Origin of the sequence: Streptomyces sp. NBC_00704, from assembly GCF_036226605.1 — a bacterium.
Lineage (GTDB): Bacteria > Actinomycetota > Actinomycetes > Streptomycetales > Streptomycetaceae > Streptomyces.
In genome coordinates this window covers 2173349-2197242 of record NZ_CP109000.1, presented here as the reverse complement: position 1 = coordinate 2197242, position 23894 = coordinate 2173349, and the positions used below count along the sequence as shown (strand labels likewise).

Sequence of the window (23894 nt, the reverse complement as noted above, 5' to 3'; positions counted from 1 at the left end):
TATGGGTGCACTTCCGGGAAACCGCTCTTTTGCCGCCGCCTGTCCCTTATGGACCGTGGTGCTACTCCGCCGGGGACTCCGCCGCGAGCCCGCCGACCCTCCCGTCGGCCGCCCCGGCCGCCTCGGTGGCTTCGACAGCCCCGGACGTCCCAGCGGCCTCGACAGCCTCGGCGGCCTCGGGCTTTTCGGGCCTCTCCGGCAGCTCCGCGGCCAGCGCGGCCGCCGCCTGCACCAGCGGCAGCGCGAGCAGCGCGCCGGCGCCCTCGCCGACCTTCACGCGCTGGTCCAGCAGCGGTTCCAGGGCCATCCGGTCGAGGGCCTTGGCCTGCCCCGGTTCACCGCTGCGGTGACCGGCCAGCCACCAGTCGGGCGCCCGGAAGGCGATCCGCTGCCCCACCAGCGCGCACGCGGCCGTCACGACCCCGTCCAGCACCACCGGCAACTTCCGTACCGCGCACTGGAGCAGAAAGCCCGTCATGGCCGCCAGGTCGGCGCCGCCCACCGTCGCCAGCAGCTGCAACTGCTCGCCCAGCACCGGCCGCGCCCGCCGCAGCGCGTCCCGGACGGCGGCGCACTTGCGCATCCACGCCAGGTCGTCGATCGCCTCGCCGCCGCGCCCGGTCACCACCGACGCGTCGGTCCCGCACAGCGCGGCGACCAGCACGCCCGCGGCCGTCGTCCCGCCCACGCTCACGTCGCCGAGCACGACCAGATCGGTGCCGGAGTCCGCCTCCTCGTCCGCGACGGCCACGCCCGCCAGGAACGCCGCCTCGGCCTCCTCGATCGTCAGCGCGTCCTCGACGTCGATACGCCCGCTGCCGCGCCGCACCCGGTGCCGTACGACGTCCGCGGGGAACGCCTCCGGGTCGCAGTCCAGCGCCATGTCGACGACCCGGACCGGCACGCCGAGCCGGCGGGCCAGCACGGACACCGGACGGCCGCCGTCGAGGACCTGCCGCACCAACTCCGCGGCGCTGCCCGCGGGCCGGGCCGAGACGTCGAGCCCGGCGACGCCGTGGTCGCCGGCGAACAGCACCACCCGCGGCCGCTCGATGGGCCGCACCGGCGACGAGCCCTGTGCCGCCGTCAGCCACTCGCCCAGATCGTCCAGCCGCCCCAGCGATCCGGGCGGCACGATCTGACGCTCCCTGCGCGCCTCCGCGTCACGGCGCGTCCCGCCGTCGGGGCGCTCGATCAGATCGGTGAAGTCGTCGAGATTAAGCGAGCTCATTCGCCGAACAGTACCGGCACCGATCGAACTGTTCGGCGTCACGCCGCCACCACACCGGCGCGACGTCGTTGCACCCCGCACCGGTATCCCATACGTTCCGTTTCGCCGCATATAGCCGCTTGCCCCTGCCCCCTCCCTCTCCCCTCCTCCTCCCGGAGCCGCGCATGCCTCTCAGGCCCGTTCACGAGCCGCGCCGCGACGACTGCCCCTGGTGCGGCTCCAAGCGCCTGCACACCCGGCTGCGCGCCCCGGACCTGCGGCTGCGCCGACCCGGCACGTTCGTCCTCGACGAGTGCCAGGACTGCGCGCACGCCTTCCAGAACCCGCGCCTGACCCCCGAAGGACTGGAGCTGTACGCCGCCGAGGAGAACGGGCCCGTCGACCACGCACGCCTGCGGGCCACGGCCCGCACGATGCTGCGCTTCGGCGAGCCCGAGAGCTGGCTGGACGTCGGCACGGGCGACGCGCCCTTTCCCGCGGCGGCCAGGGAGCTGTTCGCCTACACGGCCTTCGACGGGACCGACCCGACCCCGAGGGCCGAGCGGGCGAGGGCCGCGGGGCGGCTCGACGAGGCCCACGTGGGCCAGTTGACGGCCCCGCGGATCCTGGCCCGCCTGCGGGGCCGCTACGACGTGGTCAGCATGCTCCACCACCTGGAACACGTCCCCGACCCGCGCCGGGAGCTGGCGGCGGCGCTGACGGCCCTGCGGCCGGGGGGCCATCTGCTCCTCGAAGTCCCCGACCCCGCCAGCGCGTTCGCGCGCGTCCTGGGCAAGTGGTGGCACTCCTACGACCAGCCCCGCCACCTCCAGCTGATCCCGCCCGCCAACCTCCGGTCCGAACTGGAAAGACGCGGCTGCGAGATCGTCGTCACCGACCGCTGCGCCGCCCACGTCCCACGGGACCTGGCGGCCGCCACCGCCCTCTACGCCCGGCGCACCCGCCTGCCGCGGGCGGCAGGATCCCTGACGGCCGCGGCCGCGGCCCTCGACCACCTCCTGGCCCCGGCCCTGCGCCGCACCCGCTTCTCCAACACCTGCCGCATCATCGCCCGCCGCCCCTGAACGCCCCCTTTCCCGACCGCTCGGCTCGCGCGCGGGCCGACCGGTTCCCCGACCCGCCCCGCGTGTGGGCCGACCGGCTCCCCGCCCCGCACCCCGCGTGTGGGCCGAGTGGCTTCGCGGCTCGTGTCCCGCGTGGGGGGCCGAGCGACCGTCCTTCCTGCGCCGCGCGTGTGTGGGACGAGCTGCTTCCCGGCCAGCGCCCGCGTGTGGGCCGACCGGCTCCCGGCCCGCCCCGCGTGTGGGCCGACCGGCTTCGCGGCCCGCACCCCGCGCGCGGGCCGACCGGCTCCCCGGCTCGTGTCCCGCGAGGGGGCCGAGCGACCGTTCGTCCTGCGCCCTGCGCCCGAGTGGGGCGGTTTCCTTCCCGCGTCTCACGCCCGAGCGGGCTCGAGTCCCCGCACGCGCCCCGCGCCGGAGCCGGCCGGTCTCCGGGTCACCCGCGGAGGACGAGCGCCTGGCCCGCGACCACCAGGACGACCTGTTCGCACTCGTTCGCGACCGCCGCGTTCAGCCGGCCGAGCTCGTCGCGGTAGCGCCGGCCGGACGCCGTCGCCGGGACGATCCCGGAACCCACCTCGTTGGACACCAGGACCACCGTGCGCCGCGTCGAGCGGACCGCCTCGGCCAACTCCGCGACGCGGGACCGCAGCGCCCGCTCGCCGCCGTCCGCCCACACCGCGTCGTCCCACGCGCCGACGGCGTCCATGGCGTCCGTCAGCCACAGCGACAGGCAGTCGACGAGCAGCGGCGGCCCCTCCTCGGCCAGCAGCGGCGCCACGTCGCAGGTCTCCTTCGTCCGCCACGACCCCGGGCGCCGCTCGCGGTGCGCGGCCACCCGCGAGCCCCACTCGGTGTCGCCGCCCCGGGCGCCCCCGGTGGCCACGTACAGCACGTCGGGGAAGGACTCCAGCCGCCGCTCGGCCTCCACCGACTTCCCCGACCGGGCGCCGCCCAGCACCATCGTCCGACGGGGCACGTCGGGCACGTCCTCGTACACCCCCACCGTCAGCGTCGAGCCGTCCGGCACCGCACGCGCGCCCGCCGCCGCGAGCCGCCGCCGCAGTTCCGCGCCCGGCGCCACGTCGTGGTCCAGGTGGACGGCGACCACGTCCGTGGTGGGGCCCACCGCGCCGACCGCCCGCAGCTTCGCCAGCCCGTCGGGCCGCCCGACCACGTCCGTGAGGACCATGTCGTAGCGCTCGGCTCGCTCCGAGCCCTCCTCCAGACCGGCCGGCGCGCCGCCGGGCGGCAGGTACAGCAGCCGCTGCCCGTCCGGGCCCGTCACCGCGTACCCGGTGCCCGGCGCGTCGATCGCCACCGCCCGCACCCGATACCCCGTCAGCAGGGCCAGGTCCCGCCCGTCCGACGCGCGCGCGGGCTGCGGCAGCCCCGCCGGCACCTCCACGGGCGGACCGTCGTGCGGGTGCGTCAGCAGGACCTGGCCCACCCCGCCCAGCGAACGCCCGGCCCGCGCGGCCGCGAACGCCGCACCCGGCGTCAGGTCGAGCAACAGGGCGCCGTCCACGAGCAACGAGGTCGCCGCCCGCGCGTGCCCGCCGAGCGAGGTCGCGCACACGGCGCAGGAGCAGCCGGGGCGGGGCAGGCCCGCCGGGGCGCCGGTACCGAGCAAAGTGACTTCCACGGAGCTGATTTTCGCGCGTCCTCCCCGGTCTTGCGCATCCGGCTAGGCTGCGGAGCAGAAGCCGGACCTCGATCCGGCTTCTGCTCTGCACGTGGTCACAGCTGGGAGGCGTACATGGCGGCATGGACGTGGCGGTTCGAGAAGTCCGACGGGACGGAGGTCCAACCCGCGGTGCAGCCCGAGGAGTTCACCACGCAGGGGGACGCCGAGTCCTGGATCGGGGAGGTCTGGAAGGACCTGCTCGAAGGCGGCGCCGACCAGGTCCGGCTCTTCGAGGACTCCACCGAGATCTACGGTCCGATGAGCCTTCAGGCCGACGAGGCGTAGGGCGTCGCATCCGGACCGGGCCCACGGGTCCGGTCCGGCCCCGGCCGTGCACGGGGCGGCCCGCCGCTCGCCCCGCCGCCGTTCGCCCCGGCCCTGTTCACTTCTTCGTCCCCGTTCACCCGAACGAGCGCGCAACGCACCCGGACGGGCGATGCGTCAGGCGGGCGAGGCGGGTGTGACGCACCCGCCGGCCTCCGGGACGTTCAGCCGCGCACGCCGCACAGGTGCAGCAGCGCCGCCACCTGCCGGTAGGGGTCCGTGCGCCCGGCGCGTTCCTCGGCGGCCAGCAGGACCTCGACGTCGTCGGGGATCTCCGCCGCGTCCGCGGCCGTGTCCGTGAAGATCCGGACGCCGTACCAGGCCTGCAACGGCGCCCCGATCCCGGCGAGCGTGCCCGTCAGCGTCGCCAGCCGGTCCGCCCGCACGTCCAGCCCGAGCCGGTTGCGGTAGGAGACGGTGTCGAACGCGTCCAGCGCGCCCGCCCAGTTCCCGGACAGGCCCGGCCGCATCGCCAGCGCGTCCGCGTTGCGCACCAGCAGCGACAGCAGCCCGCCGGGGGCCAGCATCCGGGCGAGCCCCGCGAGCAGCGCGTCCGGCTCCTCGACGTACATGAGGACGCCGTGGCACAGCACCACGTCGAAGCTGCCCGGCAGGAAGTGGACGCCGGTGTCCCGGCCGTCGCCCTCGATGATCCGCATCCGCTCCCGGATGCCCTCGGGCTCCCCGGACAGCGCCTCCCGGGCCGCGGCGATCATCGTCGCGTCCTGTTCGAGGCCGGTCACCTCGTGGCCGAGCCGGGCCAGCCGCAGCGCCTGCGTGCCCTGGCCCATGCCCACGTCGAGCACCCGCAGCCGCCGGCCGACCGGGTACCGCCCGGCTATCTGCTCGTCGAGCTGCCGGGCCACCAGCTCCTGACGTACGACGTCACGCAGCCCACCCAGCCTGCTCAGCCAGGCCTTGGCCGCCCCCCCGGAGAAAGCCGCAGTGCTCAGAGCCGCGCTCCACGCTTGACCTGCGGCTTCGGCAGCCGGAGCCGGCGCATCTGGAGCGAGCGCATGAGCGCGTACGCCACCGCGCCGCGGCGGCTCTGCCCCTCGAAGCGCTCGGTCAGCCGCTTGCGCAGCCGGAAGGCGGTGACGGCCGAGTCCAGCACGATCAGCACGATCACGACCAGCCACAGCAGCAGCGCGACTGTCTGCATCGAGCCCACCCGCACCACGCTCAGCACGAGGATCACCACGGCCATCGGCAGGAAGAACTCCGCCACGTTGAACCGGGAGTCGATGAAGTCGCGCGCGAACTTGCGGACCGGACCCTTGTCACGGGCCGGCAGATACCGCTCGTCCCCGCCGGCCAGCGCCTGGCGCTGGCGGTCCATCTGGGCGCGGCGCTCGTCGCGCTGGCGCTTGGCCGCGTCCTTGCGCGACATCGAGGTGTTGGCGACGCTGCGGCGCTGGGACTGGGCCTCACTGCGCTTGGGCGTGGGCCGACCCTTCTTCGCCTGGGGGTCGCGGGTCTGCTTGGAGTCGGTCACCACCGCGTCGGCGGGGGCCTTCTCTTCCTTGGCACGGCTACGGAACACAAAACCCAAGGGTAAGGGCTCGCGGGCATGGACCCCAGCCCGCAGGGGAACGATCCGGCAACACCAGTCGTCTGTAGAAGGGACAGACCGGGCGCCGGGGAGGAAGAGGGGGCACAGGGTGATCTACCGCTCACCCTGAGGGTCACCTACTCCTCACGCCGGATCACGGGTCCGGCCAGTCGTCCTTGGGGAGGAGCACATCCGTCCCCGAACAGTGCGTCAATGGACGCAGGGCCCGTACTGTGGGTTCTGTCGCAGACCTGAGAGCCGGAGTCCGTCAGAAGGGGGCGCGCGAAGCCCATGAGCGGTGTCATGAAGCGTATGGGGATGATCTTCCGCGCGAAGGCGAACAAGGCCCTTGACCGGGCCGAGGACCCGCGCGAAACCCTCGACTACTCGTACCAGAAGCAGCTGGAGCTCCTCCAGAAGGTCCGTCGCGGCGTCGCCGACGTCGCGACCTCGCGCAAGCGCCTGGAGCTCCAGTTGAACCAGTTGCAGTCGCAGTCCGCCAAACTGGAGGACCAGGGCCGCAAGGCGCTCGCCCTCGGCCGCGAGGACCTCGCCCGCGAGGCGCTCTCCCGCCGGGCCGCGCTCCAGCAGCAGGTCACCGACCTGGAGACGCAGCACTCCACGCTCCAGGGCGAGGAGGAGAAGCTCACCCTCGCGGCCCAGCGCCTCCAGGCCAAGGTGGACGCCTTCCGCACGAAGAAGGAGACCATCAAGGCCACCTACACCGCCGCCCAGGCCCAGACCCGCATCGGCGAGGCCTTCTCCGGCATCTCCGAGGAGATGGGCGACGTCGGCCTGGCCATCCAGCGCGCCGAGGACAAGACCGCCCAGCTCCAGGCAAGGGCCGGCGCGCTCGACGAGCTGATGGCGTCCGGCGCCCTCGACGACCCGACCGGCATCGCCAAGGACGACCTCCAGGCCGAGCTGGACCGGCTGTCGGGTGGTACGGATGTGGAGCTGGAACTGCAGCGCATGAAGGCCGAGCTCGCCGGAGGCCCGTCCTCCGGACAGCAGGCCATCGAGGGCGGCACGAGCCCGTCGCAGTCCCGGCAGCAGCCGCAGGACACCCCGCGCTTCGACAAGCAGTAGCCCGGCGCCGGGGCCCGGAGCCGAGGAGGACGACGTGATCGTACGGATCATGGGAGAGGGCCAGTGGAAGCTGACCGACTCCCACTTCGTCGAACTGAGCAAGCTGGACGACGAGCTGCTCGCGGAGATGGAGAGCGGCGACGAGGCGGGCTTCCACCGCACCCTCGGCGCCCTCCTGGACGCCGTGCGCCGGCTCGGCGAGCCCCTGGCGGACGACGCCCTGGAACCGTCCGAACTCATCCTCCCGTCCCCCGACGCGAGCCTGGAGGAAGTCCGGGAGATGCTGAGCGACGACGGCCTGATCCCCGGGTGAGCGGACGGTCCGGGGCCTTCCGCTGAGGAGCCGCGTGGGCTCGGGGGCGCCGCCGTCCCCGGCCACGGCAAGGAAAGCGACGGCAACTGAACAGTGACACCTCGGTGACCCCCCTCGCCCGGGCCCAGCACCAGCTGAAGGCCCACCCGCTGGCACTGGACGCCTTCCTCGCGGCGGGCGTGCTGGTGTGCATGCTCGCGGGTTCCTTCGTCGATCCGCACGGGGAGCAGGGCGTCAGCTGGAGCGTCCGCAGCCCCGACCCGCTCAGCCTGCTGCTGATCACCCTCAGCGCCGTCGCCCTCGTCTTCCGCCGCAGCGCCCCGATGACGGTGCTGGTGCTCACCGGCGCCGCCTCCGTGACCGAGTCCGTCACCGGCGACCCCCGTGCCCCCGTCGCCATGTCCGCCGTCGTCGCCCTGTTCACCGTCGCGGCGGCCACCGACCGGCCCACCACCGTGCGCGCCGGCCTGGTCACCATGACGGTGCTCACCGGCGCCGCCATGATCGCCGGACCGCTGCCCTGGTACGCCCAGGAAAACCTCGGCATCCTCGCCTGGACCGGCATCGGCGCCACCGCCGGCGACGCGGTCCGCAGCCGCCGCGCCGTCGTCCAGGCCATCCGGGACCGCGCCGAGCGCGCGGAACGCACCCGCGAGGAGGAGGCCCGCCGCAGGGTCGCCGAGGAGCGCCTGCGCATCGCCCGCGACCTGCACGACGTCGTCGCCCACCACATCGCCCTGGTCAACGTGCAGGCCGGAGTGGCCGCGCACGTCATGGACAAGCGGCCCGACCAGGCCAAGGAGGCCCTCGCGCACGTCCGCGAGGCCAGCCGCTCCGCGCTCAACGAACTGCGCGCCACCGTCGGCCTGCTGCGCCAGTCCGGCGACCCCGAGGCCCCCACCGAGCCCGCCCCCGGCCTGGACCGCCTCGACGAGCTGGTCGGCACCTTCCGCAGCGCCGGCCTCCGGGTCGAGGTGGCCCGCACCGACGAGGGCGCCGAACTCCCCGCGGCCGTCGGACTGGCCGCCTACCGGGTCGTCCAGGAAGCCCTCACCAACGTCCAAAAACACGCGGGGCCCGAGGCGAAGGCCGAGGTCAGCGTGGTGCGCGTGGGGCCGAACATCGAGGTCACGGTCCTGGACGACGGGCGGGCGGCCGACGCGGAGAGCACGCCGGGCGGCGGCGGCCACGGTCTGCTCGGCATGCGCGAACGCGTCACCGCGCTGCGCGGCACCCTCACCACCGGCCCGCGCTACGGAGGCGGCTTCCGCGTCCACGCGATCCTGCCGGTCAAGACCCGCGCCCGCTCCGCGGCGCCCGGCACCGCAGAGGATCTCGTATGACCATCCGCGTCCTGCTCGCCGACGACCAGGCGCTGCTGCGCAGCGCGTTCCGCGTGCTCGTCGACTCCGAGCCCGACATGGAGGTGGTCGGCGAGGCGTCCGACGGCGCTCAGGCGGTCGCGCTGGCGAGGAGCGAGCGCGCCGACGTCGTCCTGATGGACATCCGCATGCCCGGCACCGACGGCCTCGCCGCGACCCGCCTGATCAGCGCCGATCCCTCCCTCGCCCAGGTGCGGGTGGTCATCCTGACGACCTTCGAGGTCGACGACTACGTCGTGCAGTCGCTGCGAGCCGGCGCCTCGGGCTTCCTCGGCAAGGGCAGCGAGCCGGAGGAACTGCTCAGCGCGATCAGGATCGCCGCCGGCGGCGAGGCCCTGCTGTCGCCCACCGCCACCAAGGGCCTCATCGCCCGCTTCCTCGCCCAGGGCGGGGCGGACGACGACCCCGTCCGCTCCGCCCGGCTGGACGCGCTGACCGTGCGCGAGCGCGAGGTCCTGGTGCAGGTCGCGGGCGGCCACTCCAACGACGAGATCGCCGAGCGCCTGGAGGTCAGCCCCCTCACCGTGAAGACGCACGTCAACCGGGCCATGGCCAAGCTGGGCGCCCGCGACCGGGCGCAACTCGTGGTCATCGCCTACGAGTCGGGGCTGGTGCGCCCGCGCGCGGAGTGAGGCGCCGGCGGCGGTGCCTCACCCGGCGGCGCCTCGCCCGGCGGCGGCGGGCTTCCCTATGCTGGGTGCCTGAACTGCTCTGCGGGGGAGAGGATCGGAGCGGTGTCGCTGCACAAGGACGACCCGAAGACGCTCGGCGGATACCGGATCGTCGGCCGGCTCGGGGCCGGAGGCATGGGCGTCGTCTACCGCGGCCGGTCCCGCTCGGGGCGCGAGGTCGCCGTCAAGGTCGTGCACGCCCAGTACGCCGAGGATCCCGTCTTCCGCGCCCGCTTCCGCCAGGAGATCGAGGCCGTCCGCAAGGTCAGCGGCGCCTTCACCGCCCCCGTCGTCGACGCCGACCCGGAGGCCGTCCGGCCCTGGATGGCCACCCAGTACGTGCCCGGCCGCACGCTCGCCGCCCGCATCCGCGAGCACGGCCCGATGCGGGGCGGGGAACTGCGCCGGCTCGCCCTCGGCCTGGTGGAGGCCCTGCGCGAGATCCACCGGGCCGGAGTGGTCCACCGCGACCTCAAGCCCGGGAACGTCCTCATGGCACACGACGGGCCGCGCGTCATCGACTTCGGGATCTCCCGCGCCGCGGAGAACCAGACCCTCACCGAGACCGGAAAGATGATCGGCACCCCGCCGTTCATGTCTCCGGAGCAGTTCACCGACGCCCGCTCGGTCGGACCCGCCTCGGACGTGTTCTCCCTCGCCGCGCTGCTGGTGTTCGCCACGACCGGGCGCGGCCCCTTCGACGCGGACAGCCCGTACCTGACGGCGTGGCGGGTGCTCCAGGAGGAACCGAACGTGCGGGCGGTGGCCGAGCCGCTGCGCGCGGTCCTGACCCGCTGCCTGGCCAAGGACGCCGACTCCCGGCCCGGCCTCGGGGAACTGGCCGAGGACTTCGCACGGGCGCTGCCCGAGCCCGCGGACGACGACGCGCACACGGTGACCCTGCGCCTGCCGCCCGCGCCCGCGCCGCGCGAGGAGCCCGGCCCGGCCGTCGCCGCGCGCCGCCCCGGCCGCCGCGTCCGCCTGCGCCGCCGCCCGGTCCTGGCCGGCGTGGCGGGCGTCCTCGTCCTGGCGCTCACCGGCTACCTCGTGTCCGACCCGTTCTCGGGGGGCGGGAAGTCGCAGGCGTCGGCCGGCACCACCGACGACGCCCCGCGCTGGGACCCGCTGCCGAAGGGCTGGCGGCCCTGGCGGACCTCGCTGTTCGGGACGGCCGCGAGCGGGACGGCGAAGCCGCTGGGCTCCGGCGTCCAGAGCGGCGGCGTCTCCGCGTCCTGCGTGGGCGCCGGCGGCGCACTGTACTGCGGCGGCAACGGCACCCTGCCGGTCCGGATCGACGGGGCGACGGGCCGCCTCGCCTGGCGCGCGGGCTCCGCGGCGTCGCGCAAGGCGGCGGACTACGACAGCCTCGTCCTGGGAGTGCACCAGGGCGTCGTCGTGGTCAGCGAGTCGGTGCTGAACAGCACGCGCGACGACACGATCGTCACCGCGGTGGCGCTGGACGCCGCCACCGGTGCGCGGCTCTGGGCGCACCGGATGCGCCCGGGCAGCGTCGAGGGCGCCGTCGTCGGCGATCTGCTGCTGGCCCCGGACGGCGACCGTGTGACGGCGCGCGAACTGTCCGGGGGCGCCGTCCGGTGGCGGGCGACCCTGCCCGCGGGCGACGGGTACAGCTGCCGCTTCCACAGCTTCGCGGGCCTGCCGCCGTACGCGGGCTGCGCCGACGCGGGAGCGACCACGCGCAACGTGTTCTACGCCGTCGACCCGGCGGACGGCGTCTTCCGGAAGCTGGCGGTGCCGGACGGGGACGTCACCGCGCTCGGCGCGGTCGACGGCGAACTCGTCTTCGGGGTGGTCTCCCCGCGGGTCCGTACGGGCTTCGGGGGGAGTGCGTACGGCGAGGTCCTGCTGATCGACCCCGGCACCGGCGCCGTGCGCAGGAAGCCGCTGCCGGGCAATCCCCGCGGCCGGGCCGCGCTGGTGGGCGGGGTGCTGTGCGTCGCCGACTCGACGGGCCGGATGGTCGCCCACTCCGTGCGGACGGGCGGGCGGCTGTGGCGGACCTCCACGACGCTTCAGCAGCCCGGCACGCCCGTCGCCGACGGGCGGGGTCGCGTGGTGTTCGCGGCCAGCGCCTCGGGGCGGGTCGCCGCCGCCGACGTCCGGACGGGCGCGCTGCTGTGGGAGTCCTCGGCGAGGGCCGAGCAGGTCGACGCGTTCGGCTTCTCCCCGGCACGGGTGTTCCCCGACGAGGGCTCCCTGATCGTGCTCACCCCCGACGGCACCGTCTTCGGCGTGGACCCGGCCCACCCCGACCGGATGTCTCCGGGGGAGTGAACCGGGTCCACGGGGGGGCCCGCTACGGCAGCGCGAGCATGCGCTCCAGCGCCAGCTTGGCGAACGCCTCGGTCTCCTCGTCGACCTCGATGCGGTTGACCAGCTTGCCCTCGGCGAGGGACTCCAGGGTCCAGACCAGGTGGGGCAGGTCGATCCGGTTCATCGTCGAGCAGAAGCAGACCGTCTTGTCGAGGAAGACGATCTCCTTGCCCTCGGGCGCGAAACGGTTCGCCAGCCGGCGCACCAGGTTCAGCTCGGTGCCGATGGCCCACTTGGAGCCGGCCGGCGCCGCCTCCAGCGCCTTGATGATGTACTCCGTCGAGCCGACGTAGTCCGCGGCGGCCACGACCTCGTGCCGGCACTCGGGGTGCACGAGCACGTTCACGCCGGGGATCCGGGCGCGGACGTCCTCGACCGACTCCAGGCTGAAGCGGCCGTGCACCGAGCAGTGGCCGCGCCACAGGATCATCTTCGCGTCGCGCAGCTGCTCCGCGGTCAGCCCGCCGTTCGGCTTGTGCGGGTTGTAGAGGACGCAGTCGTCCAGGGACAGGCCCATGTCCCGGACGGCGGTGTTGCGGCCGAGGTGCTGGTCGGGCAGGAACAGCACCTTCTCGCCCTGCTCGTAGGCCCACTCCAGGGCCCGCTGGGCGTTGGAGGAGGTGCAGATCGTGCCGCCGTGCCTGCCCGTGAACGCCTTGATGTCCGCGGACGAGTTCATGTACGACACGGGCACGACCTGCTCGGCTATGCCGGCCTCGGTCAGCACGTCCCAGCACTCGGCGACCTGCTCGGCGGTGGCCATGTCGGCCATCGAACAGCCGGCGGCGAGGTCGGGCAGGACCACCTTCTGGTCGTCCGACGTGAGGATGTCGGCGGACTCGGCCATGAAGTGCACACCGCAGAAGACGATGTACTCGGCCTCCGGGCGGGCGGCCGCGTCCCGGGCGAGCTTGAAGGAGTCGCCCGTGACGTCGGCGAACTGGATGACCTCGTCGCGCTGGTAGTGGTGGCCGAGCACGAAGACCTTGTCACCGAGCTTCGCCTTGGCGGCGCGGGCGCGCTCGACCAGGTCCGGGTCGGAGGGCGAGGGCAGGTCGCCGGGGCACTCGACGCCCCGCTCGCTCTTCGGGTCGGCCTCGCGGCCGAGCAGCAACAGGGCGAGCGGAGTCGGCTGTACGTCGAGCTCCGTGGTCTGGGCGGTGGTCACGACACGCACCCTTTCTACTTTTCGTCGAATTGACGTTATCTATCATAACCCGCTTCACGTCACTTTGACGATGGTCATAGCGTCGGTGTGACGTGAATCCCCGTGAGGCGTTTTCCGCCCGCAACCGTGTGTGCGAGCATGAGAAGGGAACGCCGAAGACGACGGCCCGGCCCGGAATGAATCCGCGGCCCCGACGGTTGCAACCGTCGGCAAGCAGTCTCCGTACAACCCGGGAGAGATGTAGATGTCCGTATCGGACGAGACCAGCACCGTCACCGACGGCATCATCCTGTCCGACGCCGCCGCGGCGAAGGTCAGGGCCCTGCTCGACCAGGAAGGCCGTGACGACCTGGCCCTGCGTGTCGCCGTTCAGCCCGGCGGCTGCTCCGGCCTGCGCTACCAGCTCTTCTTCGACGAGCGTTCCCTCGACGGGGACGTCGTCAAGGACTTCGACGGCGTCAAGGTCGTCACCGACCGCATGAGCGCCCCGTACCTGGGCGGCGCGTCGATCGACTTCGTCGACACGATCGAGAAGCAGGGCTTCACGATCGACAACCCGAACGCGACGGGCTCCTGCGCCTGCGGCGACTCCTTCAACTAGACCGGCCCGCCCGCCGCACGACGGCCGGCCGGACGACGCGAAGGCGGCGGTCCCCCTCCGAGGGGGACCGCCGCCTTCGCGTTCACCACGGCAGCCGGTTCGCGGGCGCCGCGGCCGGCGCTACCGGGTCTGCGGCAGACGGGCCCCCGCCTTCTCCAGCGGGATCGCCCGGCCGTCCGAGTCGACCACCTTGCGGCTGCCCGGCGCCTCGTCCAGCTGCACCACCTGGTGGTACTCCTTGGCGATCATGATGCAGACCTTGTCCGGCCACGGCGTCTGCGTCACCGTGACCTTCACCTCACCCGCGCTCTCCACCGCCGTCGCCTTGTAGTCGGCGCACACCCCGCCGCTGAAGCCGACGGTCAGCTCCCTGCCCTCGACGGTGTAGCCGGTCACCCGCACGGTCCGCGCACCGGACGCCCCGGACGAGCCGCTCGGCGTCGGAGCGGGCGGGGGCGTGGTCGCCGGCTTCAGGTACGCGGGCTCGACGGCCGGCTGCGTCACCGTGTAGGCGGCCTCGGTCCCCGCCGCCTTCACCTCGAACAGCCAGGACGGCACGAGCACCTGGCGTCCGCCGGAGGTGTGCGGGGCCAGTCCGAGCACCGCGTCCTCGACCGTCGCGGTCTGCCGCGCCGGGGCCTTCGGCGTCCTGCACGGGCTCTCCAGCCGGTCCTTCAGCGGCACCGGGCTCGCACAGCCGCCGATGCCCATCCGGTGGCCGCCGCCGGGCGCCGCGTTCAGCGCGTCCAGCGCCTCCCGGGCGCTCAGCAAGGGGTACGCGGCGCCCTTGACCGGCGCCTTGAGCTGCCCGTTCCCGGCGACGATCTCGCCCTGGGCGCTGACCTGGACCCCGGTCGTCCAGCCGTAGGAGGACAGACCGCCGATCACCGGCTCGGCGTTCACCACCCGCAGGGCGCCCATCACCTGGCTCGCATCGACCTTGGCGTCGTCCTGGCCCACCGCCTTGAGCACGGGGGCCGCCGCCTTCTTCGCCGCCGCCTCGCTCACCGGGGCGGTGTCCCCCGGGGCCACGGGCGTCGGAGGGCAGGTGACCTTGCCGCGCACGCAGTTGTCGCTGCCGGGGGCGTACCGGGTGAACGTCCACATGCCCGGCGCCTGCCGGTTCACCCGCACGACCGGACCGGAGCCGTCGTTCCCGGCGCCGACCTTCCACCCCGCGCCGTCGGCCACCGGGGTCCCCTCGACGCCGAGCGCCTTCGCCAGCGCGGCCACGTCCTTGGCGGCGACCTCGCCCCGCGCCCAGTACACGGGCGCGGACCCGGGACCGTCGGGCAGGGGACCCGCGGCCTTGTACGTCACCCCGTAGGGGTTCGGCTCACCGGGCGCGATGCCGTTGGCGGGGCCGGTGCCCCCCGTGCCGTTCCCGGGGGTACCCGTACCCCGCGAGTAGTCGTCCAGAGCGAGGGGGACGGGCTTGCCGTCACCGGAGGGGGCCCCGGCGCCGGACCCTGCGTCCGAGCCGCCGAGGGCGTCGGAAGTGAGATACGCCCCGCCTCCGCCCACCAGCAGCACGGCGGCCGCGACGGAGGCGATGAGCACGGGGGAGCGGCGCCGGGAGCCGCCGGAGGGCTCGCCCTCGCCGGCGTGAGCGGCCACGGGGCGCGACACCACGGGCTCGTCGGCCGTCCCGTCGTCGGCGCTCCCGGCGTTCTCGCCGGCCTGCCCGGCGCTCCTGGGGGCTGCCTCGGAAGCGGTGGCGGGGACGCCGTCCGCACCGCCGGAGGCCTCGCCATCGGCAGACCGGTGGGCGTCGGAGGAGGCCCCGGAACGGGAATCGGGCCCGGAACCGCTCCCGGCGGCGGCTTCGGGAGCGGCGGCGGGCGGCTCGTCGGCGGGCCGGGGACGGGCGTCCGCGCCCGGGGCGTCCCGCTCCGCCGGTGGTACGGCGCCCTTGGTGAGTTCCACCGCCGTCTCTTCGGCGGCGGCCTCCCCGGCGCGGTCGTTCCGCGCCGCATCCGCCCCTGCCGCGGCCCCGGTCTCACCGCTCTCGGCGGCATCGGTCTCGTCCGCGCCGGGCGCACCGGTCTCGTCCGCACCGGCCCCGTCCGCACCGGGCGCACGGGCGGCCCCGGCCGCATCCGTCGCGTCCGGATCCGTTCCGGCCGTCGTCCCCTCGGAGCCCGTCGTTCCCGGCTCGCGCGCGGCGTCGTCGTTCTCGGGTCGCTCGGTGTTCACCGCATCGCTCCTTCGGCTGCCCTGCTGTCGTACCCCGCATCCCCTTTGCGGAGGATGCCGATGGGACGTGGCGGGGGAGCGCACGGTTCCCTTCCGAGCGCCGTGCCGGTGAAACGGAGGGAGCGGGGGAGGGGGCCGCCGGGGCGGTTCCCCTAGTTGCCGTAGTCGGGCATGGCCTCCAGGAGCCGGGCGGACGTCGCAGGAACGTTCACGCCGTGGATGAGTGAGGGGGAGACCGGACGGGAAAGGATCTTCTCCGGGGCCGCCCAGTGCAGCGCCGTCCGGGCGCAGTCGCCGCGCAGCGACGCCAGGTCGCCGTCGGACTCGGCCGGCCGGGGCGCGTGGACCTCGAGGTTCGTCATAACCGAACCGTATGCACGTGCGGCCTGCGAAGAAAGATCTACTATCGGGTAGTTTCGCGTGCTTCAGTGGCGCGAGCGGAGCGGGTAGCGTGAACTGTCAATCCCCCTCCCCTCAGGAGAGTCCACGCCGTGCGCATCGCAGTCACCGGCTCCATCGCGACCGACCACCTCATGACGTTCCCCGGCCGCTTCGCCGACCAGCTCGTCGCGGACCAGTTGCACACGGTCTCGCTCTCCTTCCTGGTCGACAACCTGGACGTGCGCCGGGGCGGCGTGGGAGCGAACGTCGCCTTCGGCATGGGGCAGCTGGGCACCCGCCCGATCCTCGTCGGCGCCGCGGGCGCGGACTTCGACGAATACCGGGCCTGGCTGGACCGGCACGGCGTCGACACCGCGTCGGTCCGCATCTCCGAGACCCTGCACACGGCCCGCTTCGTGTGCACCACCGACGCCGACCACAACCAGATCGGCTCCTTCTACACGGGCGCGATGAGCGAGGCCCGGCTCATCGAGCTGAAGACGGTCGCCGACCGGGTGGGCGGCCTGGACCTGGTCCTGATCGGCGCCGACGACCCGGAGGCGATGCTCCGCCACACCGAGGAGTGCCGCTCCCGCTCGATCCCCTTCGCCGCCGACTTCTCGCAGCAGATCGCCCGGATGGGCGGCGAGGAGATCCGGATACTGCTGGAGGGCGCGACGTACCTGTTCTCCAACGAGTACGAGAAGGGCCTCATCGAGTCCAAGACCGGCTGGTCGGACGCCGAGATCCTCGCCAAGGTCGGTCACCGCGTCACCACCCTCGGCGCGCGCGGCGTGCGCGTCGAGCGCGACGGCGAGGACCCGATCGAGGTCGGCTGCCCGCAGGAGGAGCGCAAGGTCGAGCCCACCGGCGTCGGCGACGCCTTCCGCGCCGGGTTCCTCTCCGGTCTGGCCTGGGGCGTCTCCCTGGAGCGCGCCGCCCAGATCGGCTGCATGCTCGCGACCCTCGTCATCGAGACGGTCGGCACGCAGGAGTACCAGCTGCGCCGCGGCCACTTCATGGACCGCTTCGCCGCCGCCTACGGCGACGAGGCCGCCTCCGAGGTCCGCAAGCACCTGGCCTGACTCAGGACGTCCGGCGGACCGTGTAGACGGCGCCGCGGTCCGCCGGCTCCTCGCCCAGGTACTCCTGCCCGCGCATCTCGCACCAGGCGGGGATGTCGAGCCGGGCCGCCTCGTCGTCGGACAGCACCCGCACCGTGCCGCCGACCGGCACGTCCCCGATGACCTTCGCCAGCTCGATGACGGGGATGGGGCACCGCCTGCCCAGCGCGTCCACGACGAGCCCCTCGCGCCCCTCGCCCTCCGCGTCCGCCGCAGCAGCCGACGCGGGGGCGGGGGCGGACGCCGGCGCCCCGAGCTTGTCGCGCACCCCCGCCACCGCGCCCGGCAGCACCGCGAGGAATCTCTCCACGTCCTCCTCGGCGGCTCCCCACGGCAGGGAAACCCGCACATTCCCCTCACTCAGCACCCCCATCGCGCGCAGCACATGGCTGGGCGTCAGCGTGCTGCTGGTGCACGACGAACCGGACGAGACGGAGAAGCCCGCCCGGTCCAGCTCGTGCAGCAGGGCCTCCCCGTCGACGTAGAGGCAGGAGAACGTGACGATCCCGGGCAGCCGCCGGATCGGGTCCCCGACCACCTCCACGTCCGGGACGACGTCCGCCACCCGCTCCCTGATCCGTGCCGTCAGGTCCCGCAGCCGCGCCGCCTCGGCCGCCGCCTCCGCCCGCATCGCCCGCAGCGAGGCCGCCGCGGCCACGATCGCCGGAAGGTTCTCGAACCCGGCCGCCCGCCCCGACTCCCGCTCGTCCACCGGCCCCTGAGCGGCGAACCGCGTCCCCTTGCGGACCACGAGCAGCCCCACCCCCGACGGCCCGCCCCACTTGTGGGCGCTGCCGGTCAGCAGCGACCAGGGCCCCTCCACCGCCCCCCACGCCAGCGACTGCGCCGCGTCCACCAGCAGCGGCACGCCCGCCGCCCGGCACGCCTCGGCCACCGCCGCCACCGGCTGCTCGGTGCCCACCTCGTGGTTGGCCGACTGCAGACAGGCCAGCGCGGTGCCGGACCGCAGGGCCTCGGCGTACGACTCGACGGCGACCGCGCCGGTCCTGGTCACCGGCGCCCGGGTCACCTCGCCGCCCGCGGCCTCGAACGCCTCGGCCGAATGCAGTACCGAGGAGTGTTCGACGGCTGACACGATCAGGTGACGTCCGACCCGTCGCCGTCCGGCCGACGCGCCCGCGACCGCGGTGTGCACGGCCCGGGTTCCGGAGGACGTGAAGGTCAGTTCGTCCGGCCGGCAGCCCACCGCCTCGGCCGTCGCCTCGCGTGCCGCGTCCAGCAGCAGCCGCGCCCGCCGCCCCTCTCTGTACAGGCGTGCGGGGTCTGCCCATCCCTCGTCGAGCGAGGCCAACAGCGCCTGGCGGGCGACGGGATGCAGGGGAGCGGCGGATGCGGCGTCGAAGTAGGACACACCGCCACCGTAGAACGTGCAGGGGCCGGACCGGGGCGCGGGCGGCTCCGGTCCGCACCCCGGCGCAGCCCGCGGGCGGCGGCCGTCGTCGTTCCGCAACCGCCGCACAAGCCGCATTGACGAGCTATTAGGCGCCGACGGGCGCTCTTCCCACCCCTTCGGGGTGACCCGCGGCGCGTATGCCACCCTCCCCGCGACCCCCCGGAGGGCGTCGGCTAGGGTTTGGTCCGCATAAACATCCAAACCCCTGCCCGACGCAGGGCGGCGACCGACCAGCGAGAAGGCAGGCCGCAGCCAACCGCGCGGGCGAGACTCTCGGGAAGGCGCTACGTGAGTCCCAACGGCTCCGACCGCTCGCCGCGGCGCCCGATGCGGCGGAAGCTGCTGCAGGCAATGACCGCGGGCCTGGTCCTGGCGACCGCCACCGGTTGCACATACAAGGACTTCCCCCGCCTTGGCATGCCCACCCCGGTCACAGAAGAGGCTCCGCGGATCCTCTCCCTGTGGCAGGGCTCGTGGGCCGCCGCGCTGGCCACCGGCGTGCTGGTGTGGGGCCTGATCCTGTGGAGTGCTTTCTTCCACCGGCGCAGCCGCACAAAGGTCGAAATCCCTCCGCAGACCCGGTACAACATGCCCATCGAGGCGCTGTACACGGTCGTGCCGATCATCATCGTCTCGGTGCTGTTCTACTTCACCGCCCGCGACGAGTCGAAGCTGCTGAGCCTCGACAAGAAGCCCGACGTCACGGTCAACGTGGTCGGCTTCCAGTGGAGCTGGTGCTTCAACTACATCGAGAAGGTCGACGGTTCCCAGGGGAACGCGACGACCGACGCGAACCTGGCCGCGATCCCGGACCGGTACAAGAAGGACTTCCCGTCCGACGCGGGCGGCGTCTACACCTGCGGCACCCCCGGTGAGCGGAACCCGCAGACCCACAACCCGGGCCCGACCCTCTGGCTCCCCAAGGGTCAGACGGTCCGCTTCGTCCTCACCTCGCGTGACGTCATCCACTCCTTCTGGGTGGTGCCGTTCCTCATGAAGCAGGACGTCATCCCGGGTCACACCAACTCGTTCCAGGTCACCCCCAACCGCGAGGGCACCTTCCTGGGCAAGTGTGCCGAGCTGTGCGGCGTCGACCACTCCCGGATGCTCTTCAACGTGAAGGTCGTCTCCCCGGAGCGCTACGAGCAGCACCTGAAGGACCTCGCCAAGAACGGGCAGACCGGGTACGTGCCGGCCGGCATCGAGCAGACCGGCCCCGAGAAGAACCGGGAGTCGAACGTCCTGTGAGCATCCTCAACGAACCCCAGGGTGCCTCCGCAGCTGAGGACTCGTACGAGAACGAGCTGCCGGTCAGGCGCAAGCAGCCCGGCAACGTCGTGGTGAAGTGGCTGACGACCACCGACCACAAGACCATCGGTACGCTGTACCTGGTCACGTCGTTCGCGTTCTTCTGCATCGGCGGCGTCATGGCACTCCTCATGCGCGCCGAGCTGGCCCGTCCGGGCCTGCAGCTCATGTCGAACGAGCAGTTCAACCAAGCGTTCACGATGCACGGCACGATCATGCTGCTGATGTTCGCGACGCCGCTGTTCGCCGGCTTCACGAACTGGATCATGCCGCTCCAGATCGGCGCGCCCGACGTGGCGTTCCCGCGGCTGAACATGTTCGCCTACTGGCTCTACCTGTTCGGCTCGACCATCGCCGTGGGCGGCTTCCTCACCCCGCAGGGCGCCGCCGACTTCGGCTGGTTCGCCTACAGCCCGCTGTCGGACGCCGTCCGCTCCCCGGGCATCGGCGCCGACCTGTGGATCATGGGCCTGGCCTTCTCCGGCTTCGGCACCATCCTCGGCGCGGTCAACTTCATCACCACGATCATCTGCATGCGCGCTCCCGGCATGACGATGTTCCGCATGCCGATCTTCGTGTGGAACGTGCTGCTGACGGCCGTCCTGGTCCTGCTCGCCTTCCCCGTCCTCGCCGCCGCGCTGTTCGCGCTGGAGGCGGATCGGAAATTCGGGGCACACGTCTTCGATGCCGCGAACGGAGGGGCGTTGCTCTGGCAGCACCTCTTCTGGTTCTTCGGCCATCCAGAGGTGTACATCATCGCCCTGCCGTTCTTCGGCATCATCTCCGAGGTCATCCCGGTCTTCTCCCGCAAGCCGATGTTCGGCTACATGGGCCTGGTCGCCGCGACGATCTCCATCGCCGGTCTGTCCGTGACGGTGTGGGCGCACCACATGTACGTCACCGGAGGCGTGCTGCTGCCGTTCTTCTCCTTCATGACGTTCCTCATCGCCGTGCCGACCGGCGTGAAGTTCTTCAACTGGATCGGCACCATGTGGAAGGGCTCCCTGTCCTTCGAGACGCCGATGCTGTGGGCGACGGGCTTCCTGATCACCTTCACCTTCGGCGGTCTGACCGGCGTCATCCTGGCCTCGCCGCCGATGGACTTCCACGTGTCCGACTCGTACTTCGTGGTGGCGCACTTCCACTACGTCGTCTTCGGCACCGTCGTCTTCGCGATGTTCTCCGGCTTCCACTTCTGGTGGCCGAAGATGACCGGCAAGATGCTCGACGAGCGCCTCGGCAAGATCACCTTCTGGACGCTGTTCATCGGCTTCCACGGCACCTTCCTGGTCCAGCACTGGCTGGGTGCCGAAGGCATGCCGCGCCGTTACGCGGACTACCTGGCCGCGGACGGGTTCACCGCCCTGAACACGATCTCGACGATCAGCTCGTTCGTCCTCGGCCTGTCCGTCCTGCCGTTCTTCTACAACGTGTGGAAGACCGCCAAGTACGGCAAGCCGGTCGGCGTCGACGACCCGTGGGGTTACGGCCGCTCCCTGGAGTGGGCCACGTCCTGCCCGCCGCCGCGCCACAACTTCCTCACCCTGCCGCGGATCCGCAGTGAATCCCCGGCGTTCGACCTGCACCACCCGGAGGTCGCCGCGCTCGAGCAGCTGGAGCACAGCGGCCACGGCGCCAGCGCCATCGCGGGCAGCAAGGAGGCCGGCAAGTGAAGATCCAGGGCAAGATGTTCGTCTGGCTGAGCGTCTTCCTCCTTGTCATGGCGACCGTCTACGGCGTCTGGTCGAAGGAGCCGGCCGGCACCACGGCCCTCTTCCTGGCCTTCGGCCTGAGCATCATGGTCGGCTTCTACCTGGGCTTCACCGCCCGGCGGGTCGACGCGGGCGCGCAGGACAACAAGGAGGCGGACGTCGCGGACGACGCCGGCGAGGTGGGCTTCTTCAGCCCGCACAGCTGGCAGCCGCTGTCGCTCGCCGTCGGCGGCGCCCTGGCCTTCCTCGGTGTCGCGGTCGGTTGGTGGGTGCTCTACTTCTCCGTCCCGGTGATCATGATCGGCCTGTGGGGCTGGGTCTTCGAGTACTACCGCGGTGAGAACCGCACCCAGTAGCACGCGCACCACCCCGCATGAGCCCGGACACTCCGTCAGGAGGGTCCGGGCTCACGCTTTTGCCGTACCGGGCGTCCGCCGTCCGTGTCACTCAGCGCGCCGCCGCCGACCCGGCTCCCTAGCGTGAAGCCATGAGCCACCAACCACGCCCTCGCACCGTCGTCGGCTGCACCCTGCTGGTGATCGCCCTGGGCGCGGTCGCAAGCGCCTGCGGCTCGGACGACGACCCGCTCTCCGCGCGCCCCTACGACGCGACGGACCAGATCTCCTTCAACACTCCCGACGGGGACGGCGAGAAGGCCGACCCGGACAAGCCCCTGCAGATCACCGCCGAGGACGACGACCGCATCACGGACGTCACCGCCGTGGACGCCACAGGCCGCTACCTCGCGGGCGAACTCGCCGCCGACGGCAGCCGCTGGCACAGCACCGAGCCGCTGGCCGCAGGAGCCCACTACACCGTCCGGGTGAGCACCGAGGACGACGACGGAGCGCCCGGCCGCCGGGTCCTCGCCTTCGACACCGGCAAGCCCACCAGCAAGAAGCGGCTGGCGGTCCAGTTCGGCCCCGACGCCGGCGAGTACGGCGTCGGCCAGCCCGTCACCGCCAAGCTCGACCAGCCCGTGAAGGACCCCGCCCAGCGGGCCGTCGTCGAACGCGGCCTCAAGGTCACCTCGTCGCCGTCCGTGCAGGGCGCCTGGTACTGGGTGGACGACAAGGAACTCCACTACCGGCCCAAGGACTACTGGCCCGCCCACGCCACCGTCCGCGTGCGCAGCAACCTCGACGGCATCAAGATCAGCGACCGGCTGTGGGGCGGCCCGGCCAAGGAGCTGAAACTCACCATCGGGGACCGCGTCATCGCCGTGACGGACGCCGCGGCGCACTCCCTGTCGGTGTTCAAGAACAACGAGGAGATCCAGCAGATCCCCGTCACCACCGGCAAGCCCGGCTTCGAGACCCGCAACGGCGTCAAGGTCGTCCTGGGCAAGGAGTACTTCGTACGGATGCGCGGGACCACCGTCGGCATCGCGGAGGGCTCCGCGGACTCCTACGACCTGCCCGTCTACTACGCCACCCGCGTCACCTGGAGCGGCGAGTACGTCCACGCCGCCCCCTGGTCCGTGGGCTCCCAGGGCTACGAGAACGTCAGCCACGGCTGCACGGGCATGAGCACGTCCAACGCCCAGTGGTTCTTCGACCACATCCGCCAGGGCGACGTCGTCCAGGTCGTCAACAGCAACGGCGACACGATGGAGACGTTCGGCAACGGCTTCGGCGACTGGAACCTGGACTGGAAGAACTGGACCACCGGCAGCGCGCTGACCGGCGGCAAGCAGCAGACCGGCCAGGAGACGGCGCGGCTGAGCCCGGCGGCCGTGTAGGCGCCGTGCACGCGCCGCCGAAAGCGCGGGGCCGGGAGCCGCGGGGCCGTGACCGGCACGGCTGCGCGGGCGGACGCGGCGGACGGCCCCGGACCCGGGTCCGCGCCGCGGCCGCATCCCGCCCCGGCAGGCGCTACGCGCTCTGCTGAAGCCTCTTCGTCCGCAGGAGGGACGCGAGGGCCTGAGCGAACTCCACGGGCTCCACAGGCAGCGTCACGGCCGCGTCGGCCCGGCTCCAGGTGGCGAGCCAGGCGTCCTGGGGCCGCCCGATCAGCAGCAGCACCGGCGGGCAGCGGAACACCTCGTCCTTGAGCTGACGGCACAGCCCCATGCCCCCCATGGGAGCGGCCTCGCCGTCCAGGACGACGACGTCGATGCCGCCCCGGTCCAGCTCGCGCTGCACGGCGGCGGGCGTCGCGCACTCCAGGAACTCCACCACGGGGACGTCCGGCGCGGGCCTGCGGCCGGTCGCGAGCCGTACCTGCTCCCGCGTGTTGGAGTCGTCGCTGTAGACCAGCACCGTGGCGGTCGCCTGCATGCTTCCTCCGTGACATCAGTGTCGTACGGACAGAACCGATGCCGCGGATGCTACTCCCTCACCCACC

Annotated in this window: 22 protein-coding genes; 13 read left to right on the top strand and 9 right to left on the bottom strand. The window is 73.0% G+C overall.

Annotated elements, in window-relative coordinates:
- Window positions 1-61: 61 nt before the first annotated feature.
- The gene (gene cobT, locus OG802_RS09720) at window positions 62-1231 is read right to left on the bottom strand and encodes a nicotinate-nucleotide--dimethylbenzimidazole phosphoribosyltransferase (RefSeq protein WP_329409116.1); all 1170 of its coding nucleotides are present in this window, start codon (window positions 1229-1231) and stop codon (window positions 62-64) included.
- A 164-nt stretch (window positions 1232-1395) separates the two neighbouring features.
- On the opposite strand from cobT, the gene OG802_RS09715 reads away from it, so the two are divergent.
- Window positions 1396-2295, top strand: a complete 900-nt coding sequence (locus OG802_RS09715) for a class I SAM-dependent methyltransferase (RefSeq protein ID WP_329409114.1) — start codon at window positions 1396-1398, stop codon at window positions 2293-2295.
- Between the two features lie 433 nt (window positions 2296-2728).
- Here the strand turns inward: OG802_RS09715 and OG802_RS09710 are convergent, their stop codons facing one another.
- Window positions 2729-3937 carry a bifunctional adenosylcobinamide kinase/adenosylcobinamide-phosphate guanylyltransferase gene (locus tag OG802_RS09710; protein ID WP_329409112.1) on the bottom strand — a complete coding sequence of 403 codons (1209 nt, stop codon included), beginning with the start codon at window positions 3935-3937 and terminating at the stop codon, window positions 2729-2731.
- 114 nt (window positions 3938-4051) lie between these two features.
- Between OG802_RS09710 and OG802_RS09705 the strand changes: the two genes are divergently transcribed.
- Window positions 4052-4264, top strand: a complete 213-nt coding sequence (locus tag OG802_RS09705; RefSeq protein WP_329409110.1) for a hypothetical protein — start codon at window positions 4052-4054, stop codon at window positions 4262-4264.
- 203 nt (window positions 4265-4467) lie between these two features.
- On the opposite strand, the gene OG802_RS09700 is transcribed toward OG802_RS09705, so the two are convergent.
- Window positions 4468-5169: a methyltransferase domain-containing protein gene (locus OG802_RS09700; protein ID WP_329409109.1), complete on the bottom strand. Its 702-nt coding sequence runs from the start codon at window positions 5167-5169 to the stop codon at window positions 4468-4470.
- Window positions 5170-5252: 83 nt separating this feature from the next.
- Window positions 5253-5846: a DUF3043 domain-containing protein gene (locus tag OG802_RS09695; protein ID WP_329409106.1), complete on the bottom strand. Its 594-nt coding sequence runs from the start codon at window positions 5844-5846 to the stop codon at window positions 5253-5255.
- A gap of 300 nt (window positions 5847-6146) precedes the next feature.
- Between OG802_RS09695 and OG802_RS09690 the strand changes: the two genes are divergently transcribed.
- The 5 genes from OG802_RS09690 (at window position 6147) to OG802_RS09670 (ending at window position 11605) form a co-directional block, all read left to right on the top strand.
- On the top strand, window positions 6147-6944 hold the full coding sequence (locus OG802_RS09690) for a PspA/IM30 family protein (RefSeq protein WP_329409104.1): 798 nt from the start codon (window positions 6147-6149) through the stop codon (window positions 6942-6944).
- 34 nt (window positions 6945-6978) lie between these two features.
- The gene (pspAA, locus tag OG802_RS09685; protein ID WP_329409102.1) at window positions 6979-7257 is read left to right on the top strand and encodes a PspA-associated protein PspAA; all 279 of its coding nucleotides are present in this window, start codon (window positions 6979-6981) and stop codon (window positions 7255-7257) included.
- Between the two features lie 104 nt (window positions 7258-7361).
- On the top strand, window positions 7362-8600 hold the full coding sequence (locus OG802_RS09680) for a sensor histidine kinase (RefSeq protein WP_329409101.1): 1239 nt from the start codon (window positions 7362-7364) through the stop codon (window positions 8598-8600).
- Window positions 8597-9271, top strand: a complete 675-nt coding sequence (locus tag OG802_RS09675) for a response regulator transcription factor (RefSeq protein ID WP_329409099.1) — start codon at window positions 8597-8599, stop codon at window positions 9269-9271. Before OG802_RS09680 ends, OG802_RS09675 begins: the two co-directional genes overlap by 4 nt.
- A 102-nt stretch (window positions 9272-9373) precedes the next feature.
- On the top strand, window positions 9374-11605 hold the full coding sequence (locus OG802_RS09670; RefSeq protein WP_329409097.1) for a serine/threonine-protein kinase: 2232 nt from the start codon (window positions 9374-9376) through the stop codon (window positions 11603-11605).
- A 22-nt stretch (window positions 11606-11627) separates the two neighbouring features.
- On the opposite strand, the gene nadA is transcribed toward OG802_RS09670, so the two are convergent.
- A complete protein-coding gene (nadA, locus tag OG802_RS09665) occupies window positions 11628-12812 on the bottom strand; it encodes a quinolinate synthase NadA (RefSeq protein WP_329409094.1) in 1185 nt (394 codons plus the stop codon).
- Between the two features lie 244 nt (window positions 12813-13056).
- Between nadA and OG802_RS09660 the strand changes: the two genes are divergently transcribed.
- The gene (locus OG802_RS09660) at window positions 13057-13413 is read left to right on the top strand and encodes a HesB/IscA family protein (RefSeq protein WP_329409091.1); all 357 of its coding nucleotides are present in this window, start codon (window positions 13057-13059) and stop codon (window positions 13411-13413) included.
- Between the two features lie 120 nt (window positions 13414-13533).
- Here OG802_RS09660 and OG802_RS09655 read toward each other — a convergent pair whose 3' ends face one another.
- Both OG802_RS09655 and OG802_RS09650 read right to left on the bottom strand, forming a co-directional pair.
- The gene (locus OG802_RS09655) at window positions 13534-15609 is read right to left on the bottom strand and encodes a hypothetical protein (protein WP_329409088.1); all 2076 of its coding nucleotides are present in this window, start codon (window positions 15607-15609) and stop codon (window positions 13534-13536) included.
- Between the two features lie 152 nt (window positions 15610-15761).
- Window positions 15762-15971 carry a hypothetical protein gene (locus OG802_RS09650; protein ID WP_329409085.1) on the bottom strand — a complete coding sequence of 70 codons (210 nt, stop codon included), beginning with the start codon at window positions 15969-15971 and terminating at the stop codon, window positions 15762-15764.
- Window positions 15972-16100: 129 nt separating this feature from the next.
- Here OG802_RS09650 and OG802_RS09645 point away from each other — a divergent pair, with 129 nt between their 5' ends.
- A complete protein-coding gene (locus OG802_RS09645) occupies window positions 16101-17075 on the top strand; it encodes a carbohydrate kinase family protein (RefSeq protein WP_329409082.1) in 975 nt (324 codons plus the stop codon).
- A gap of 1 nt (window position 17076) precedes the next feature.
- Here the strand turns inward: OG802_RS09645 and OG802_RS09640 are convergent, their stop codons facing one another.
- Window positions 17077-18486: a cysteine desulfurase/sulfurtransferase TusA family protein gene (locus OG802_RS09640; protein WP_329409081.1), complete on the bottom strand. Its 1410-nt coding sequence runs from the start codon at window positions 18484-18486 to the stop codon at window positions 17077-17079.
- 330 nt (window positions 18487-18816) lie between these two features.
- Here OG802_RS09640 and ctaC point away from each other — a divergent pair, with 330 nt between their 5' ends.
- The 4 genes from ctaC to OG802_RS09620 all read left to right on the top strand — a co-directional run bounded on the left by ctaC (window position 18817) and on the right by OG802_RS09620 (window position 23289).
- The gene (gene ctaC / locus OG802_RS09635; RefSeq protein WP_329409079.1) at window positions 18817-19776 is read left to right on the top strand and encodes an aa3-type cytochrome oxidase subunit II; all 960 of its coding nucleotides are present in this window, start codon (window positions 18817-18819) and stop codon (window positions 19774-19776) included.
- Window positions 19773-21509 (top strand): aa3-type cytochrome oxidase subunit I, encoded by a 1737-nt coding sequence (gene ctaD, locus OG802_RS09630; RefSeq protein ID WP_329409077.1) that lies wholly within the window; start codon window positions 19773-19775, stop codon window positions 21507-21509. Before ctaC ends, ctaD begins: the two co-directional genes overlap by 4 nt.
- Window positions 21506-21904 (top strand): cytochrome c oxidase subunit 4, encoded by a 399-nt coding sequence (locus tag OG802_RS09625; protein WP_329409075.1) that lies wholly within the window; start codon window positions 21506-21508, stop codon window positions 21902-21904. The genes ctaD and OG802_RS09625 overlap by 4 nt, the downstream gene beginning before the upstream one ends.
- Window positions 21905-22035: 131 nt before the next feature.
- Window positions 22036-23289 (top strand): L,D-transpeptidase, encoded by a 1254-nt coding sequence (locus OG802_RS09620; RefSeq protein ID WP_329409073.1) that lies wholly within the window; start codon window positions 22036-22038, stop codon window positions 23287-23289.
- 133 nt (window positions 23290-23422) lie between these two features.
- On the opposite strand, the gene OG802_RS09615 is transcribed toward OG802_RS09620, so the two are convergent.
- Window positions 23423-23827: a hypothetical protein gene (locus OG802_RS09615; RefSeq protein WP_329409070.1), complete on the bottom strand. Its 405-nt coding sequence runs from the start codon at window positions 23825-23827 to the stop codon at window positions 23423-23425.
- Between the last annotated feature and the right edge of the window lie 67 nt (window positions 23828-23894).